The sequence below is a fragment of the Kamptonema formosum PCC 10802 genome (assembly GCF_000332335.1).
In the GTDB taxonomy this organism is placed as follows: domain Bacteria; phylum Cyanobacteriota; class Cyanobacteriia; order Cyanobacteriales; family Oscillatoriaceae; genus Oscillatoria.
On sequence record NZ_KB235948.1, the window covers coordinates 4,239,642 to 4,255,392 of the forward strand.

At 53.0% G+C, this 15,751-nt stretch carries 16 protein-coding genes; 12 read left to right on the plus strand and 4 right to left on the minus strand.

The genetic code is table 11. The features are described from left to right. Nucleotides 1-157 precede the first annotated feature (157 nt). Together OSC10802_RS0118360 and OSC10802_RS0118365 are read right to left on the minus strand one after the other, a co-directional pair. Nucleotides 158-628 carry a lasso peptide biosynthesis B2 protein gene (locus OSC10802_RS0118360; RefSeq protein ID WP_017718232.1) on the minus strand — a complete coding sequence of 157 codons (471 nt, stop codon included), beginning with the start codon at nucleotides 626-628 and terminating at the stop codon, nucleotides 158-160. Next, nucleotides 600-854, minus strand: coding sequence for a PqqD family protein (locus OSC10802_RS0118365; protein ID WP_232731709.1), 255 nt, complete (start codon nucleotides 852-854; stop codon nucleotides 600-602). The genes OSC10802_RS0118360 and OSC10802_RS0118365 overlap by 29 nt, the downstream gene beginning before the upstream one ends. 423 nt (nucleotides 855-1,277) lie before the next feature. Between OSC10802_RS0118365 and OSC10802_RS0118370 the strand changes: the two genes are divergently transcribed. From OSC10802_RS0118370 to OSC10802_RS0118385, 4 genes are all read left to right on the plus strand, one after another. Then, nucleotides 1,278-2,768: a slr1306 family protein gene (locus OSC10802_RS0118370; protein ID WP_017718234.1), complete on the plus strand. Its 1,491-nt coding sequence runs from the start codon at nucleotides 1,278-1,280 to the stop codon at nucleotides 2,766-2,768. A 518-nt stretch (nucleotides 2,769-3,286) separates the two neighbouring features. Then, entirely contained in the window at nucleotides 3,287-4,759 is a 1,473-nt protein-coding gene (locus tag OSC10802_RS0118375; RefSeq protein ID WP_017718235.1) for a GTP-binding protein, read from the plus strand. Between the two features lie 130 nt (nucleotides 4,760-4,889). Then, entirely contained in the window at nucleotides 4,890-5,186 is a 297-nt protein-coding gene (locus OSC10802_RS0118380) for a hypothetical protein (protein WP_026098598.1), read from the plus strand. Then, complete coding sequence (locus tag OSC10802_RS0118385; protein WP_017718237.1) at nucleotides 5,176-5,583, plus strand: toxin-antitoxin system TumE family protein; 408 nt, start codon at nucleotides 5,176-5,178, stop codon at nucleotides 5,581-5,583. Before OSC10802_RS0118380 ends, OSC10802_RS0118385 begins: the two co-directional genes overlap by 11 nt. Nucleotides 5,584-5,688: 105 nt before the next feature. On the opposite strand, the gene OSC10802_RS0118390 is transcribed toward OSC10802_RS0118385, so the two are convergent. After that, a complete protein-coding gene (locus tag OSC10802_RS0118390) occupies nucleotides 5,689-6,507 on the minus strand; it encodes a TlyA family RNA methyltransferase (RefSeq protein ID WP_017718238.1) in 819 nt (272 codons plus the stop codon). Between the two features lie 230 nt (nucleotides 6,508-6,737). Here OSC10802_RS0118390 and OSC10802_RS0118395 point away from each other — a divergent pair, with 230 nt between their 5' ends. Then, nucleotides 6,738-7,157, plus strand: a complete 420-nt coding sequence (locus OSC10802_RS0118395) for a hypothetical protein (RefSeq protein WP_017718239.1) — start codon at nucleotides 6,738-6,740, stop codon at nucleotides 7,155-7,157. A gap of 378 nt (nucleotides 7,158-7,535) precedes the next feature. Here the strand turns inward: OSC10802_RS0118395 and apcB are convergent, their stop codons facing one another. After that, the gene (gene apcB, locus OSC10802_RS0118400) at nucleotides 7,536-8,045 is read right to left on the minus strand and encodes an allophycocyanin subunit beta (RefSeq protein ID WP_017718240.1); all 510 of its coding nucleotides are present in this window, start codon (nucleotides 8,043-8,045) and stop codon (nucleotides 7,536-7,538) included. A 531-nt stretch (nucleotides 8,046-8,576) separates the two neighbouring features. Here apcB and glnA point away from each other — a divergent pair. The 7 genes from glnA to OSC10802_RS44535 all read left to right on the plus strand — a co-directional run bounded on the left by glnA (nucleotide 8,577) and on the right by OSC10802_RS44535 (nucleotide 15,720). Then, nucleotides 8,577-9,995 carry a type I glutamate--ammonia ligase gene (glnA, locus tag OSC10802_RS0118410; protein WP_017718242.1) on the plus strand — a complete coding sequence of 473 codons (1,419 nt, stop codon included), beginning with the start codon at nucleotides 8,577-8,579 and terminating at the stop codon, nucleotides 9,993-9,995. A gap of 215 nt (nucleotides 9,996-10,210) precedes the next feature. Continuing rightward, on the plus strand, nucleotides 10,211-10,669 hold the full coding sequence (locus tag OSC10802_RS0118415) for a PqqD family protein (protein WP_017718243.1): 459 nt from the start codon (nucleotides 10,211-10,213) through the stop codon (nucleotides 10,667-10,669). A 7-nt stretch (nucleotides 10,670-10,676) separates the two neighbouring features. Next, nucleotides 10,677-11,759: a hypothetical protein gene (locus OSC10802_RS0118420; protein ID WP_017718244.1), complete on the plus strand. Its 1,083-nt coding sequence runs from the start codon at nucleotides 10,677-10,679 to the stop codon at nucleotides 11,757-11,759. 3 nt (nucleotides 11,760-11,762) lie between these two features. Continuing rightward, nucleotides 11,763-12,506: a glycosyltransferase family 2 protein gene (locus OSC10802_RS40775; RefSeq protein WP_017718245.1), complete on the plus strand. Its 744-nt coding sequence runs from the start codon at nucleotides 11,763-11,765 to the stop codon at nucleotides 12,504-12,506. A gap of 111 nt (nucleotides 12,507-12,617) precedes the next feature. Then, nucleotides 12,618-13,316, plus strand: a complete 699-nt coding sequence (locus OSC10802_RS0118430; protein WP_017718246.1) for a glycosyltransferase — start codon at nucleotides 12,618-12,620, stop codon at nucleotides 13,314-13,316. Between the two features lie 2 nt (nucleotides 13,317-13,318). After that, nucleotides 13,319-14,017: a glycosyltransferase family A protein gene (locus OSC10802_RS0118435; protein ID WP_017718247.1), complete on the plus strand. Its 699-nt coding sequence runs from the start codon at nucleotides 13,319-13,321 to the stop codon at nucleotides 14,015-14,017. Nucleotides 14,018-14,049: 32 nt separating this feature from the next. After that, nucleotides 14,050-15,720, plus strand: coding sequence for an ABC transporter ATP-binding protein (locus OSC10802_RS44535; protein WP_017718248.1), 1,671 nt, complete (start codon nucleotides 14,050-14,052; stop codon nucleotides 15,718-15,720). Nucleotides 15,721-15,751: the final 31 nt, after the last annotated feature.

Sequence of the window (15,751 nt, forward strand, 5' to 3'; positions counted from 1 at the left end):
TCCGGGGGCGGGTTGATTGCAACTCGGAGTTTGGCCAGCTAGGGATCAGGCCAGCCCCGCCCCCTACAGCTTTGGGTTTTGAATGATTTTATCCTACACCTGTAGGGCGGCTCTGTCAAGGGATTGCGCCCCGTTCTATCTGACGCCTACCGGCGCTCTAACGCTTCACCTCAATGGGAGAATCAAACATGGCAAAGCGCTCGCGCACATCCTGAGTGTCATTGAGCACAGTCCCTTCCCACTCCACCCAAGCGTGCGCCTCAAAATTCCCCGCCTCCCGTTTTACCCCAATCCGCAATTCGCTGTCAATTCCCTGCCGGCGCAGCAACCCCCACAGCACCAGCGACTTTTTCAGGCAATTCGCCCAAGGCTGGCAATATCTCGCCGCTAACTGCACCATGCGGATAGCCCTCACAATCGTGAGATTGCGCTCCTCACTTGAGAGTGGCAATTTGGCTGCCGGCAGCCACCTCGCCAAAGCAGTTTGCGTGAAACCCAGCCCCCTGAATTTTAGCGACAGTGCAACTAGGGGGAGCAACAGAAAAGCTTGCAAAAGCAGCCGGCGGGAATTTCCGTCCAGCCGGCAAAAACTGCGGGATTTACGAACCAGTAACTTCAACCAGCCCATGCGCCAATAACTCTTCAATTAGATTCCCCACATCCTGCTGTAACTGTTCTGGCTCAATGTCGTACTCAGCCCCCAGCGCATCTATCGCCTTCCCGACAGACTCCCTCTCTGTCAGCGCTTGCCAGATCCGGCTGCCAACATCATCCAGGCCAAAATACTGTTCCGTCTGGAGGTTCAGCAGCACCGACTCCCCAGCCAAGTCTTGAACCAGAACATTGGGAGCCACTGAAACTTTTTGGTTAGTTTGGAATTTCAACAAGTTTGCCCTCCTCTCAATTTGGTATAATTGTATCACGCACGGCGATGTTACCTAAAAAAAGACCCGCTGCATTTTCTTACTCCCCCTCTCCCCTTGTGGGAGAGGGGGTTGGGGGGTGAGGGGGGATTTATGCGGCCAATCAACCTGACACGATCCCTATTAGAGAAATACCTACCACCGGCTAACACAAAAGTCAACACCGGCACAAAAGAGATTTTATACCCAGCAGGGGGGAAATCCCCCATTACCGTATAAGGCGAGTGTGATGAAACGCGCTCCCCTTGCGGTTACAATAAGATAGACGCAAGAGCGAGAGAGCGGGGAGATGGCCTTGACCCGGTTTTGTCCTTCTTGCCGGCCCGGTCACCAACAAATCATATAATTGCCTTTATGGATGTAAAGCTGCGCAAACCTATTTTAGTAGGGGGCATTGGCCTCTCCATGTCCCTGTGGCTGCTGGAAAGCGCCCACCACTCCGTGATGCAGCTGGGTGAGTGGGGGCTGCTGGGCGTGCTGGGAGCCGGTGCAGCCGCTTGGTGGTTCGGACAGCAGACGCCCCAAATCGCACCGGCATCTGCGCCCCTCGACCGGCAAGCTGTGGACAGAGCCATCGCCGCAGCCGAAACCGCCATCGCCCAACTGCAAGCTGAAACAGAAAACCAGCCCTCCGCAGACGCCACAGCCCTGATTGCCGCACTCCAGGAGCGGGTTGGCCACTTGAAAGCCGAGCTAGACCGGCAGGAATTGCGCCTAACGGTGATTGGCGGGAAAGGCACCGGCAAATCTAGCCTGCTGCAAGTATTGCAGTCCGAGTGGCTGCCGCAACACTGCAAAAACGCCAAATTTACCGTCTCCACCGCCGAAACACCGGCACTTTTCGCTCAAAACGGCGACTCAGCCGCCCAAACCGCCGCAATCGAACAAGCCAAAGCCTCAGACTTGGTGCTGTTCGTCACCGCCGGCGACATCACCGATCCAGAGTACCAAACCCTGCAGCAGCTGACGAATGCCGGTGTGCGCACCCTGCTGGTGTGGAACAAGCAAGACCAATATTTGCCAGAAGAGCGAGCCACCGTATTGCAGCAGCAGCAGTACCGGCTGCTGGGAACTCTGGAATCAGCAGACGTGCTGGCGATTTCCGCCGCACCCGCGCCGGTGAAAGTGCGCCAGCACCAGCAAGACGGTTGCGTGCGCGAGTGGATGGAGCAACCGGCACCCGATCTGGCACCCCTCACCAGCCGGCTCAGCCAAATCCTAACAGAGAGTGCCGAAACCCTCGTGCTCGCCACTTCCATGAGAGCCGCCAGCAGCGCCAAAGCTGAAGCGCAAACCGCCCTCAATGGACTCCGCCGCGAGCGCGCCATGCCGGCGATCGAGCAATATCAGTGGATTGCAGCCGCTGCAGCCTTTGCCAACCCCCTTCCCGCCCTCGACTTGTTAGCAACCGCAGCGGTTAACGCCCAGCTGGTTGCCGATTTGGGCGCGATTTACCAGCAGAAATTCTCCCTGCAGCAAGCCCAAACTGTCGCCGGAACAATGGGGAGTCTGATGCTCAAACTCGGCTTAGTCGAGCTGTCCACTCAGACAGTAGGGAGCGCCCTCAAGAGCCACGCAGTCACCTATGTTGCCGGTGGCGCGGTGCAGGGCGTCAGCGCCGCCTATCTGACGCGGATTGCCGGTTTGAGTTTGATTGAGTATTTCCAAGCCCAAGAAGCTGTGGCGGCTGATGGCCAGCCTTTGAATTTGGACAAACTCAGCCAGACATTGCAAGCCGTGTTCCAGCAAAATCAGCGCATAGCATTTGTGCAGACATTTGTCAAGCAAGCGCTGGGGCGTTTAGCGCCCGAATCGCCGCAGCCGGTGACTGTATCGCAGGCGTAACGGCACCGGGCTTTAGCCCTAGTTTGTAGTTGGGCTTTAGCCCTAGTTTGTAGTTGGGCTTTAGCCCTAGTTTGTAGTTGGGCTTTAGCCCTAGTTTGTAGTTGGGCTTTAGCCCCAGTTATCGTTCCCAGCCTCAGGCTGGGAACAAGCCTCGGTCGGCTCTGCCTCCTTTCTACAATAAGCAGATTAAAAGCGCAACAGCTTATTATATTGCCCCAAGCGCCCCTAGTTTTTGGCTTCTATCTTTTATAGATAGTAACTTTGTAAGCCCCGCTATTATTATCAACCCCCCCATCTACATCATTATAGCAAAGGAATAAAGTTCCAGACTGATTCATAGACAGTTGATTGCCAGTCTCTCCAAAATCTCTGCCAACTCTATATTAGCCGCAACTGGGCCTGTGTTTTTGGTTGGAGAAGTTATTTAGTGGACAGATCCGGATGTGACACCACCGGCAGCCCCAGCCCCTTTAAGATTGAGAGAAAATAGAACTGTAGCCTCTCCTCCCTATCCAGCCTTGAATCACCCGCAACCCTCCCAACCCAACCCAGCCACCTCGCGCCAGACACCGGCACGCACCAGCCGGCAAGACGCTGACTTCAACCGCGCCCGCGCCAGCTTGCGCCAGTCTCTCTCCTGGTACTCCCACGTGCGCCGGCTCAAACAGCACTCCCAAGACACAGAACTGCAATCCGCCCTGCTCAAACAGCTGGATATCCTGACCGGCATCCTCTCCAAACTTGACTGCAGCGTAATTCGCATCTCCGCCTTCGGGTTAGTCAGTCGCGGCAAATCAGCCGTCTTGAACGCCCTCACCGGCCAAAAAATCCTGCAAACCGGCCCGATCAACGGCGTCACTCAATGGCCACGTTCCGTGCGCTGGACGCCCCACCCCGACAGCAAAGTGCAAGTCGAATTAATCGACACCCCGGGGCTGGACGAAGTGGACGGCCAAGAGCGGGCCAGAATGGCCCGAGAAGTGGCCCGCCAGTCCGACTTAATTTTGTTTGTCGTCGCCGGCGACATCACTCGCACCGAATATCAAGCCCTGTGCGAACTGCGCCAAACCCAGAAGCCGGTGATTTTAGTCTTTAACAAAATTGACCTCTATCCCGAACAGGACCGGCAAGCGATTTACCAGCAGCTGCAACAGCTAGCAACCGGTGCCGGTGCGGAACAATTTTCAGAACAATTTCCCAATGAAATCCAAGCGGCTAATTCCCCATCTCCCGATGATATTGTCATGGTAGCTGCAGAACCGGCACCCCTGTCGGTGCGCGTCGAGTGGCCAGATGGCCGCATCACCCATGAATGGGAGACACCGGCACCCCAAATCGCCGAACTCAAAGACAAAATCCTCGACATTCTCAACCGCGAAGGGCGCTCACTCTTGGCGCTCAACGCCCTCATGCAAGCCAGAGACGCCCAAGCAACCATTGCCGGCAAAACCGTAGAGTCCCGCCAAAAACAAGCGGAAGATTTGATTTGGGAATTTGCCAAATATAAAGCCGCAGCAGTGGCGCTGAATCCGATTGCCTTCTTAGATTTGCTCGCCGGCACAGTAGCGGATTTAATTCTAATTCGCTCTTTGGCGCGGCTGTACGGTTTGCCGATGACCGGCTACCAAGCTGGCAAACTTTGGAAGCAAATTATATTCAGTGCCGGTGGCTTGCTGCTGGGGGAAATGGGCAGCAGTTTGCTGTTCGGTGCCGGCAAAACTGCAGCCGCCCTCGCGCCGGCGGGGATTACCGCTTATGCCGGTGCGGCGATAGCCCAAGCTTCCCTTGCTGGTTACGGCACCTACACCGTGGGTCAAGCAGCCCAAGTGTACCTCGAACGGGGCTGCACTTGGGGCGCAACAGGCCCGGACACCGTGATTCAAGACATTCTCGATCGGGCGGAACCTAACACAGTCATCGCTCGTTTGAGGCAGGAATTTTCAGTTAAAAACGGTGCGAAGGCAGAGGGCGAGAGGGTTCGCTCCCGATAGAGGGGGAATTCCAGGAAGCCGGTGTCAATCTCTCGTGCCGGTCGGCCTGGAATTAGCTCTACTTTTTATCGAAATTTGCCGCTATAATATAAAGACAGTAAACTCTGACTCTAAGCCAAGAGAGGGCAACATGGCTGAAGTAAAGATTAGATGCAAAGATGCAGATTCTTTAAGGTTGCTGGTTAAGGAAGCTCTAGCAGAAAGATTTCGAGGACTGGAAGATGGCATCCGGCGCACGGAGGAGCGATTGCGCGAATTTGAAGCCAAGTATGAGATGTCTACAGAGGAATTCCTGCGCCGGTTTGAGAATGATGAGATTACCCACCGGCTCGACATGGAGTTTGACGAGTGGATTGGGGAATCTTGGATGCTGAAACGGCTGCGGGAAGAAGTAGAGACGCTGAGAGGAGTCGAATTTGTTAATTGAAGAATATTTTCAGCTCCTTCGTGAGGAGATAGAAGCCTGTACGGTGGTGCAGTCCTTCTACCTCACCCCTGACAGACGAAACGATTATGAAGGGTTTATTCGGGGAGAAATCAAATTTGCCGATGGTTCAGTTCTGTTATGGCGTGAGTTTGTGGATGTAAAAACGATTGTAGAGCGTGGCATGTACTCTTATCAGTACATGGATGAATCGAATAGTCTGATTTTTCGATATGACAATACCAAGCATCACAAAAAGCTGAATCTCCTGAATTATCCCCACCACAAGCATGAAGGCAGTGAAGATAATGTCCTGTCTTCAAATGCTCCGCTGCTAGCAGATGTCCTGAAAGAAATTGAAAAATTACTGAGGGGTTATAGCAGTATTCACTTAGATTAGGACATTAAGGGCTAAAGCCCAACTACGAACTTTTGGGCTTTAGCCCAACTACGAACTTTGGGCTAAAGCCCAACTACGAACTTTGGGAGCAACCGTTTATCTGCTTTAATCTGCGGTTTTTAATTCCCGTCCGGCATTGCCGGCAATCTCTGCGATGGCGTCTAAATCGGGGGCTGGCATTTGACTGTCCATACCCAGCCACAGGAGATATTCGATGTTGCCGGCGGGTCCGGTGACCGGCGACCAGGTTAAGCCGCGATATTTCCACCCTTGCGCGATAGCAAATTGCAAGACTTTGGCTATGGCACCGGCTTGGTCGGCTGTGTCTCGCACTACGCCTTTTTTGCCGACGCGCTCTCGCCCCACTTCAAACTGCGGCTTTACCAGCAGTACCGCTTCCCTCGGTGGCTGTAGGAGTTCCCACAGTGCCGGCATTACCTTGGTCAGGGAAATAAAGGACAAGTCGGCGACGCCTAAATTAGCTAATTCATTATTACCATATAACTCATTTTTTGTCAAGTAGCGCAGGTTGGTGCGCTCTCGCAAAATCACTCGCGGGTCGTTGCGGATGCCCCAGTCAACTTGTCCGTAGCCAACGTCAATGCCGTAGACGAGTTGGGCACCGGCTTGCAGGAGACAGTCGGTGAAGCCGCCGGTGGAAATGCCGCCATCGAGGCAAATCCGACCGGCAGCGGATATGCCAAAGACTTCTAGGGCTTTGGCCAGTTTTTCGCCGCCTCTGGAGACGTAGCGGCTGTGCTGTTTAATCTGTATCTCGGCGGTGATGTCAACTTCGGTGCCCGGTTTGTCAATGACTTGCCGGTTTACCATCACTTCGCCGGCGCGAATCAGCCGCTGCGCCAGCTGTCGCGAGGAGCACAGGTCGCGCTCTACTAATAGGGTGTCGAGTCGCTGTTTGGTCAAGGAATCTGAATATTTAACTTAAGTTGCTATTTATAAGTCTAAGCATCCAGATCCCCGCAAAGGGCTGGCACGGGGGCCTGCCCCTACAAGGGGGGGCTTTTCCCCCCTTTTTTAAGGGGGGGCTAGAGGGGGATCTGACTTGCAGCTTTCCGATTTGATTGCTGTAACTTTTGCTACAATTTTTCCAGAAACCAGAGGGTATAGTCCTGAAAGGCTAGGGAGAGATACCTATGTCAGAAGCGAACCTGACTCCGTGCGCGGAGGAACTCTACGGCTGGGTTTTGCGGCGAGAGGGTGCCGGTGGCAGGCAGAAAATTGACCTGCGGGACTTTCGGGCTTGGGCGCAGGAGTATGGGGAGACACCCTACAGGGAGCGCGAGATTTTGCAGGCGCTAGGACAGCTGGAGGAATTGGAGTTAATCCAGGTTGCCAAAACGGAAGTGACGCTGGATGTCAAACCGGCAGCAAGGGGGTTTCCGGCGTCAGGCGAGGGCCCAAATCGATTGCGGCTGGTGTTCCTGTCAGTATTGAGTTCTTTTGCGGTGGGGCTGACTCCTCTGGCGGTGGGTTTGGCCTTTCCCCGGACACAGCATCTGTTTCTCCCGAGCGCCCACGCTTGGAGTGCCTTGGCGGAAAAAGACGCAGGTTAATCCCACTGAGGGCGGTGCGGCGCGGTTGCTGTTGCTGCCGGTTGGGGTGCCGGTGGGAGACTTTTTCTAGTTTCTGTTTAATGACTTATTTTTTGAAATGCCGGTTGGAGGGGCGGTTAGAAAGCCGGGTTCCTGAAAAGCTGCTAGCTAATAATGCTGCTTGTCTGCCCTTTGGAGGCAGTCGCTTCTCTTGCTGCGCACACCGTCCCCAATGAAAATTCTGCGCCAGAACGAGTCCCGCCTATTGGGCTAAAGCCCAACTACAAACATGGACTTTTTCTCGCGTGCGGGGCGAGAGCAGCTGCTACCGCACCGGCAAGGGAGCAGGGGCGATAGCAACGGTCACTCGCCATTGGGCTCTCCGCAAGGGGGAGTCCGTTAGATATCCTGTTCGCTCAGCTCGCGAGTAATGTGGTCAAAGGGCTGGTCGAGCCAAGGGCCAGGCTCAATCCCAGCAGCGGCGACTTGTTGGCGGACAAGATCCTTGAGAATTTGAATCCCCACAACGGTCGGGCCAATGGGCACGCCCAGAGAATTGTAGGTTTCCCGCAGACCTTGCAGTACGCGCTCGTCGAGGACGTCCGTATCACCGGCCACTAGGGCATAGGTGGCATAGCGGAGGTAATAGTCCATGTCCCGCAGACAGGCGGCGTAGCGACGAGTGGTGTAGGCATTGCCACCGGGACGAATCAGTTCCGGCTGTTCTGCAAACAGCTGAGATCCAGCCTGCTTAACCAGACCGGCTGCGTTAGCATTGATGGCAGCGGCGGCCTGAACCCGTGCCGTGCCGGTGGCAAAATAGGATTTCAGCCGGTCAATGGCATCGCGGTCGAGATAGCGACCCGTTACATCGTAGTTTTTAATCAGGCTTGTGATTGCGTCCCGCATTAAATTCTTCTCCCAACAACTTCAACAGCTTGGCTTAGCGACTCGTGACCGAAGTGGGCTCGCTGCCGGTAGCAGCGGCGCACTGACTTGCCCGCTCGGGCTGGGGCGCTATCCACCGGTCGGGCAGATAAGGCTCTGGGACAAGAGCAGCACCTGTTGTCCCGCTATTCCGAGGGGTCGTCTGATAGTTAGCCGATTGTAGTCTACTACAAAGCGCTCCCCAGAAACATACGGGATCGGGGCGGGCATGGGGCATGGGGGCAGCCGGCAATGGGGGCAGCCGGCAATGGGGGCATGGGGCTGGCCAACGCCAGCCTGTTTGGCAGCTCGCTCAATCCGCCGCGATTCTTAATCTTTTCTCTATGAGAGCAGAAGGGCGACTGTGGTTAGATTCATCTTGGAATGTGATAGAACGCACAATAAATCGTATCCAGCGATACAAAATCCTGAAAGTCCCAGTCCGTAGGATGATTCGGGTTCAACAGAATGGCGAGAGCTGAGCGATTAAGGACATAAGGTAAGGAGTCATTCATGCCGCAAACCGCGCAAGAAGTCTTGCAGCTAATCCAAGAGCAAGATATAAAAATCGTAGACCTGAAATTTATCGACACGCCGGGGATCTGGCAGCACTGCTCGTTCTACCGCGACCTAATTGACGAGAGTGCCTTCGACGAGGGCGTGCCTTTCGACGGTTCCAGCATTCGGGGCTGGAAAGCGATCAACGAATCAGACATGGCAATGGTGCCCGATCCGACCACAGCGTGGATCGACCCGTTCATGAAAGAGAAGACCTTGAGCATGATCTGCAGCATCAAGGAACCGCGCACCAACGAGTGGTACAGCCGCGATCCGCGCACGATTGCTCAGAAGTCGCTCGACTACCTGATTTCCACCGGCATTGGCGACACAGCGTTCATTGGCCCAGAAGCGGAGTTCTTCATCTTTGATGATGTCCGGTTTGACCAAACCCAGAACACGGGCTATTACTATGTAGACTCTGTGGAAGGTCGCTGGAACTCCGGTAAAGAGGAAAAGCCAAACCTGGGCTACAAACCCCGCTACAAGGAAGGTTACTTCCCGGTTGCGCCAACGGACACGCAGCAGGACATCCGCACGGAAATGCTGCTGACAATGGCGGACTGCGGCGTCCCCATTGAAAAGCACCACCACGAGGTGGCCACCGGCGGGCAGAACGAGCTGGGCTTCCGCTTCGACACCTTGGTGAAGGCGGCTGACTACCTGATGACCTATAAGTATGTCATCAAGAACGTTGCCAAGAAGTACGGCAAAACCGTCACTTTCATGCCGAAACCGCTGTTTAACGACAACGGTTCTGGGATGCACACCCACCAGTCCATCTGGAAGGATGGCCAGCCCCTGTTCTGGGGCGATGGCTACGCCAACCTGAGCAAGACAGCGCTGCATTATATCGGCGGGTTGCTCAAGCACGCACCGGCACTGCTGGCGCTCACCAACCCCACCACCAATTCCTACAAGCGGCTGGTTCCGGGGTTTGAAGCGCCGGTGAACTTGGCCTACTCTCAAGGCAACCGCTCCGCTTCCATTCGCATCCCCCTGTCGGGTGCGAATCCCAAGGCCAAGCGGCTGGAGTTCCGCTGTCCCGACGCCACCTGCAACCCCTACCTGGCCTTTGCGGCGATGCTGTGTGCCGGTTTGGATGGCATCAAGAACGAAATCGATCCGGGCGAGTCTCTGGATGTGGACATCTACGACCTGACCCCAGAAGAACTGGCCAAGGTGCCCTCCACTCCTGGCTCCCTGCTGGACGCTCTCAAGGCGCTGGAAGCGGATCACGAGTTCCTGCTTGCCGGTGGGGTGTTCACAGAAGACTTCCTGACCACCTGGATTGAGTACAAGATTGACAACGAAGTTAACCCGATGCGGCTGCGCCCGCACCCCTACGAGTTCTCGCTCTATTATGATTGCTAATCTAGGGAATTCGTGAACTTCTTAAGGACGCCACCTTGCGGGGTGGCGTTTTTTTGTGATAATGGGGTATGGGGGATGGGGTATGGGGTATGGAGCGCTGTAAAATAGTAGCGTTCCGCCCTAAAATACAGGCAGTATTTGTGCGGAGCCGGTTCCAGGCGGAACGCACCCTACTGTAAATTTAGTTGAAGGCCACAAAAAAAGGGAAAATAAGTATGGCGTCAGAACGTTTCAGAATCAATAGTCCTAAAGTTGTCCATGAAATTATTGACGGTGAAGTCGTAATTGTCCATCTGGTGAAAGGGCATTATTATAGCCTGGTCAAAACAGGGGCGGAGATTTGGAGCGGGATTGAAAGAGGCATTTCTAGGAGCGAGCTTGTAGAAGAGATGGTGCGGCGGTACGATGGGGAGCCGGCAGATATTGAAAAGGCGGTCAACAATATGATAGAACAGTTGCAGGAGGAGGAACTGATCGCTGTCGCACAGACAGAGGAACCGGACAGCGCGACTGTAGCCGCCGGCGCAATCGAAGCGAAGGCGAATCCAGAAAAGTTGAGCTTTGAGCCACCAAAGTTAGATAAGTACACAGATATGGAAGATTTGCTGCTGTTAGACCCCATCCATGAAGTGGATGAAACCGGCTGGCCCAATGTCAAGCCGGCGGCTGTGTGAAATACCGATGAGCAACAAATTATTACAGCCGGATATGGCAGCCAAAAATGCTAGAATGGAGCCACTAGAGTTTTTCGATGCGGTTTATCAAAAGTACGGACAAGCGGAAGCTGCTGGCGGGGGGTGTGTTGACCGCTATTATTGTATAGCCGGTTTTGCAGTTCGGTTGCGTTTTGCCGGAGTGGCGCTGCTACCCTATATCACACCGGCTCTAGCGCACTTGGCGATAGGACCAGTGGCGGAGCCGGCGCTGACTGTGTGTTTGTGGGACAGTGACTCTACGAATATTGTAATGCCGCCGCCGCCTTGGCAAGCGGATGATTATCGAGAGGGCGGGGAAATTCGAGGGTTTGTGGATGAGCGCATTCATACGATTGTCCAAATAGGAGTGAACGCACTCTCGGTTTTGGACAGAGAGCGGAACTTGGGAATATACTGGGTGAAGACTGCCAAACAGATTCCTTACTATGAAAGTGCCGCCCCTCTGCGGGCAATTTTTCACTTGTGGATGAGTCAGCGGGGAATCCAGCTGATTCATGCCGGTGCGGTGGGACTTCCCAGTGGGGGGGTGTTGCTGGTGGGAAAGGGGGGTTCGGGCAAATCGACCACAGCGCTAGCTTGTCTGAATTCCGAGCTTTGCTATGCTAGCGATGATTACTGTCTGCTGGCGCACCACCTGAAACCAACCGTTTTCAGTATTTACAGCACCGGCAAGAAAAATGGGAATGATGTGGGAAGATTGCCATTCCTGGTTTCAAAGATCCGCAATCCTGACCGGCTCGGTACAGAAAAAGCGGTTTATTTGTTGAGCGAGAGTTTTCCGGACAAACTTTTGCCAAGTTTTCCGCTCAGGGCAATTTTAATCCCGCGAATTAGTGGGGGGAGAGAGACGGCATTGAAACCGGCATCGCCGGCAGCCGGTCTGGCGGCGCTGGCTCCGAGTACAATATTTCAATTACCTGGGGACAGGAAAAAGGGTTTTCAGACAATGGGACAACTGGTCAGGCAGGTTCCTTGCTATCAGCTGAACTTGGGCACTGATATGGGACAAATTCCTGAGGTGATTTTAGAATTATTAGCTGATAACTAAGCAATGCAATCTGACCAATTTTTCGTGAGCGTTATTATACCCGTGTACAATGGAGAAGCCTTTTTGGCAGAAGCTGTTGAGAGTGTGTGGCAGCTTAATTACCATCCTCTAGAAATTATCATTGTAGACGATGGCTCGACAGATGGCACTGCTGGAATTGCCAAAAGTTTCCAGGGGGATGTCCGCTATGTGTGGCAATCTAATAGTGGGCCATCTGCTGCCCGCAACGCGGGACTGAAGATGGCGAGGGGGAACGTTATCGCTTTTTTGGATGCGGACGATTTGTGGCCAAAAAATAAATTAGAAATTCAGCTGGCGTGCTTGGCTGCAAATCCATCGGTCGAAATTGTCGGGGGGTACATACAGCATATGCGGCTATCGGACAGCGCCGCAGACACACAATTATTGGTTGAATTTGCCGAACCTATTGTTTCTTTTAACTTGGGAGGCGCGATTTTTAGGAAGTCGGTGTTTGACAGAATAGGCTTGTTTGACGAGAAGCTGCGTTATAGTGAGGATGTTGACTGGTTTATGCGAGCTTGGGAGAAGGGGGTTTCAATGGTTGTGTTGAAGCAGGTGACGCTGTTTTATCGAAAACACCAGGACAGCATGACTTCTGGAAACAATATACACGAGAATAATTTCATTAAGGTACTCAAAAAATCTCTGGATCGCCGCCGGCAAAAAAGCAATGGTTCCGCCGCGCCTCTTCCTGGATTGTCCTATCTGGATGAAGCTAAGCTTTAGGAAAACCGCTGGGAGAAGCACTGTAACTCCTGGTCTGTTTAGAATGGCGTGTGTTAAGCTGGAAAAGCCGGCCTGCAAGCAGGGGTAAATCTATAAAGGACATATTGAAAAATGGAGAAACCGCTAGTCAGCGTTATTATGGCTGTAAAAAATGGGGAGCGCTTCTTGGCAGAAGCCATTGAAAGCGTTCTGTCCCAGACTTATGAACCGTATGAAATTATCGTGGTTGATGGCCAATCTACAGATAGCACGGAAAAGATTGCCAAATCTTACAAGCCGGTACGCTATATCCGTCAAACGGGTCAGGGTGTGGCGGACGCTTATAATGCCGGTATCGATGCTGCTCGCGGAGAGTTCGTGGCATTTCTCTCCCATGACGATCTGTGGGCACCCAATAAATTAAGTGTCCAGGTAGATTACCTGATCAGCCATCCGGAAATCCAATACACAGTTGCAAAAGCTAAGTTTTTTTTGGAGGAAGGATATTCGATACCGCCGGGTTTTAAACCTGAATTATTGGAAGGAGAACCCATTTGCCGGACTATGGAAACCTTGGTGGTGCGAAAGACTTTGTTTGAGGAGATTGGCAAGTTGAATCCTGAATTTAGTCCAGCGGATGATGTGGATTGGTTTGCTAGGGCCAAAGACCGAAAAATTCCGATGGCTGTGATTCCTGAAGTGCTGCTTTCCAAGCGGATACACGACGCGAATACTTCCCTGTCCGACCAGAAATTGAACAATCAACTTTTGCTAAGAATCTTAAAACAATCAATCGAGCGCCAGCGATCTCGGAGAGGTGAGAAAGAATGAGGATGGGAAATCAGCCCCTAGTGAGTGCTATCATACCCGTGCGCAATTGCGAGCGCTATTTGGCAGAAGCGCTGGACAGTGCGCTGGCGCAGACTTATCAGCCGGTGGAGATATTTGTTGTGGATGACGGTTCAGGGGATGGGAGTGGGGAGATTGCCAAACGCTATGTGCCGGCTGTGCGGTATATCTTTCAAACCAGTGCCGGTGCTGCAGCCGCCAGAAACCGGGCAATTCCACTAGCTAAGGGTGACTTTTTCGCTTTTCTGGATGCTGATGATGTCTGGCTTCCGGACAAACTTGCCCTGCAAATGGCAGCGTTTGATGCCGAACCAGACCTTGACATTGTTACCGGCCACGTGCGACAATTTATCAGTCCAGAGTTAGACGCAGAAGGGATGAAAGGCGTTTATTGCCCACCTGACCCAATGCCAGGTTATATCCCTAGTGCTATACTCGTCAAGCGCGAAGCCTTTTTTAGGGTTGGCTTGTTTGATGAAAATTATCCTGCCGAATATCAAATGGAATTTCTCAACTGGTGTGCGCGTGCTGTGGAGCTTGGTTTAAATATAAAGGTGCTTCCCGAGTTAGTCGCGCGGCGGCGCTTGCACCAAACAAACCAGGAGCGATCTCGCAACTCGATGCTGGGAATTGTGCGCATCCTGAAAGCTTCTCTCGACCGGCGGCGAGGTGCAAACCGGTAAAAACCGGGTTTCTTAGACGTAAAGAACCGACAATGAACTTACCAGCTTGGCTTTACTACAGTCAATTATACAAAGATTATTACCACTTGCTGTTCTGGAGCGTTGCGGCATCCCTGGGGCAATCTGCGGTTTTTTTCCCCATCGCCTTGCTGGTACGCCATGTATTTGATGTCGCAATACCCACCCACAACTTATCGCTTTTGGCGCTCACAGGAGTGGGGGTTCTTGCCCTGTACGCCGGCAACATGGCACTGGCGCTGTGGACGAGATACATTATCCTTAAAATCACTAAAATTGCCATCCACCGGCTGAGGGCTGAACTATTAAATAAGTTTTACGCTTTTTCGCGCTCCTACTACAGTCAAGCTGATACGAGCCAGTTGCACACTATCGCCGTTCAAGACACCCTGCGCCTGGACATAATGAGCAATGCGCTAGTTGCCCAAGTCATCCCGGCGCTGCTCATCTGTGCTGTTTTGAGCGCGGTGTTAATCGCAGTGAATTGGTTTTTGTTTCTAGTGCTGGCGCTCGTCGCGCCTCTGATTTATCTGTTGAGCAAAAGTCTTGGCAAAAAAGTCAAGCATTGGATAAAAGCTTATCACCGCACCTTTGAAACATTCAGCAAAGGGATGCTGTTTGTACTGCAAAATATGGAACTCACCCAAATCCAAGCGGCGGAGGAATTTGAAAGGGTGAGGCAAGGGAAAATGCTGAATGATGAGCGATTGACAAGCAGTGCGATGGCTTGGCTCTATACGGCTTACGGTCTGGCGCAAAGTTTTACCGTCGCTGCTGTAAGTGTCCTGCTTTTAATCGCTGGCGGCTGGGCGATATCCGCCGGCTACATCACCTTAGGGGAAATGGTATCCTTTTATGTAGCGGCAAACTTGATGAGAACTTATGCCGGCACAATCTTGCAAGCCATTCCCCAAATTATAGAAGGGAATGAATCCCTGACTGTTTTATACGAGCTGTTACAGGTGAGCGACACAAGACCTTATGCCGGCACTGAAAAAATTGGCTTTCAGGGGAAAATCACTCTCAGGAACGTGAGTTTTTCTTACAGCGACAGGAGGATACTGTCAAATGTCACGCTGTCAGTCAATCCGGGAGAGACTGTAGCGATTGTCGGGCGCAACGGTGCCGGAAAAAGCACGATTATTTATCTTATCTTAGGCTTTTACCGGCCACAAGAAGGAGAGCTGTGGGCAGATGACTGTCCCTTCAGCACGCTGGACATTGTGCATCTGCGCCGGCAAATAGGAGTCGTCATGCAAGATCCGACGATCTTTGCGGGTACAATTTGGGAAAATCTCACCTATGGTGCGCCAGATGGAAGTTATGATGTGTGTTGGGAAAGGGTGATTGAATCTGCTAAAATAGCAACAGCTGATGAATTTATCCACCTGCTCCCCGAAGGCTACGAAACCTGTGTGGGAGAAGGGGGAATGCTGCTATCCGGTGGACAGCGCCAGCGGATTGCCATCGCCCGCGCTCTTGTGCGCCAACCCAAGCTCCTCATCCTCGATGAGCCAACCAATCATCTGGACGAGGCGGCTGTGAGCCAGCTGATAAAAAATCTCAAAGGCATGGCGGAAGCGCCGGCTATCCTGATCATAAGTCATAACAGGGATATTGTGCGGGAAGCCAAATATGTGTATACTGTAAAAGATGGATGTCTGCTGGAAACCGTTTGGGGATGAAAGGCAGAGAGGATTTATCCCCCGGAAGTGG

What these genes read in the sequence shown, in the direction of transcription:
- OSC10802_RS0118360 (WP_017718232.1), bottom strand. Translation starts at nt 628, where the DNA reads ATGGGCTGGTTGAAGTTACTGGTTCGTAAATCCCGCAGTTTTTGCCGG.
- OSC10802_RS0118370 (WP_017718234.1), top strand. Translation starts at nt 1,278, where the DNA reads ATGGATGTAAAGCTGCGCAAACCTATTTTAGTAGGGGGCATTGGCCTC.
- OSC10802_RS0118380 (WP_026098598.1), top strand. Translation starts at nt 4,890, where the DNA reads ATGGCTGAAGTAAAGATTAGATGCAAAGATGCAGATTCTTTAAGGTTG.
- OSC10802_RS0118395 (WP_017718239.1), top strand. Translation starts at nt 6,738, where the DNA reads ATGTCAGAAGCGAACCTGACTCCGTGCGCGGAGGAACTCTACGGCTGG.
- apcB (WP_017718240.1), bottom strand. Translation starts at nt 8,045, where the DNA reads ATGCGGGACGCAATCACAAGCCTGATTAAAAACTACGATGTAACGGGT.
- glnA (WP_017718242.1), top strand. Translation starts at nt 8,577, where the DNA reads ATGCCGCAAACCGCGCAAGAAGTCTTGCAGCTAATCCAAGAGCAAGAT.
- OSC10802_RS0118415 (WP_017718243.1), top strand. Translation starts at nt 10,211, where the DNA reads ATGGCGTCAGAACGTTTCAGAATCAATAGTCCTAAAGTTGTCCATGAA.
- OSC10802_RS0118420 (WP_017718244.1), top strand. Translation starts at nt 10,677, where the DNA reads ATGAGCAACAAATTATTACAGCCGGATATGGCAGCCAAAAATGCTAGA.
- OSC10802_RS40775 (WP_017718245.1), top strand. Translation starts at nt 11,763, where the DNA reads ATGCAATCTGACCAATTTTTCGTGAGCGTTATTATACCCGTGTACAAT.
- OSC10802_RS0118430 (WP_017718246.1), top strand. Translation starts at nt 12,618, where the DNA reads ATGGAGAAACCGCTAGTCAGCGTTATTATGGCTGTAAAAAATGGGGAG.
- OSC10802_RS0118435 (WP_017718247.1), top strand. Translation starts at nt 13,319, where the DNA reads ATGGGAAATCAGCCCCTAGTGAGTGCTATCATACCCGTGCGCAATTGC.
- OSC10802_RS44535 (WP_017718248.1), top strand. Translation starts at nt 14,050, where the DNA reads ATGAACTTACCAGCTTGGCTTTACTACAGTCAATTATACAAAGATTAT.